The 631-nt window shown below is 61.6% G+C and carries 2 protein-coding genes; both read left to right on the top strand.

What is annotated here, in order from left to right; genetic code table 11:
* Positions 1–394: helix-turn-helix domain-containing protein (locus tag AC6EKW_RS15035; protein ID WP_498514829.1), on the top strand; the 394-nt coding region annotated here is incomplete at its 5' end.
* A 23-nt stretch (positions 395–417) separates the two neighbouring features.
* Positions 418–631: transposase domain-containing protein (locus AC6EKW_RS15030; protein ID WP_498514828.1), on the top strand; the 214-nt coding region annotated here is incomplete at its 3' end.

Below are 631 nucleotides of genomic sequence, written 5' to 3'. Positions count from 1 at the left end.
CCATCATAGGCCGATGGACGCTTATTCGGAAGATCTCAGAAGGAAGATAGTCGAGGCCGTGGAGGGGCGCCGCATGAACCAGAGCGAGGCCGCTCGCGCTTTCGGGGTGAGCCTCTCCTCGGTCAAGCGTTACCTCAAGGCAGTGCGCGAAGGGCGTTCGCTCTCGCCGGGTAAGGCTCCGGGCAAGAGACCCACGCTTGATGAGAAGGCAAGGAAGCTACTGGAGGCCAACGTGGAGGAGCGCCCGTTCGCCAAGCTCAAGCACAGGCAGGAGTACCTGCGTAAGGCGGCCGGGGTGTCGGTGAGCGAATCGACTCTCTCGAGGACGATCCGAAAGATGGGCTTCAGCCGAAAAAAAGGACGCTGGGTGCGAGTGAGCGCGACGAGTTCCTGAGGGCCGTCTTTCGGGTGATGGTGATGTCCTCAATCGATTCGGAGCGCTTCGTGTTCGTGGACGAGTGCTCGACGAACACCTCGCTGGCGCCCCTTTACGGATTGGCACGCCGCGGAGAGCGGGTGCACCAGAAGGCTCCCCGCAACTGGGGCAAGAACGTAACGCTACTCTCTTCCATCGGCAAGAGGATAGGTATGGGAGCGTCCCTGGTGGTGGAGGGTTCGACCAACGGGATGG

It is taken from the genome of Rubrobacter sp. M3-4 (genome assembly GCF_059772285.1).
The sequence above is the reverse complement of the archived record's forward strand: the minus strand, read 5'-3'. Positions and strand labels throughout refer to the sequence as shown.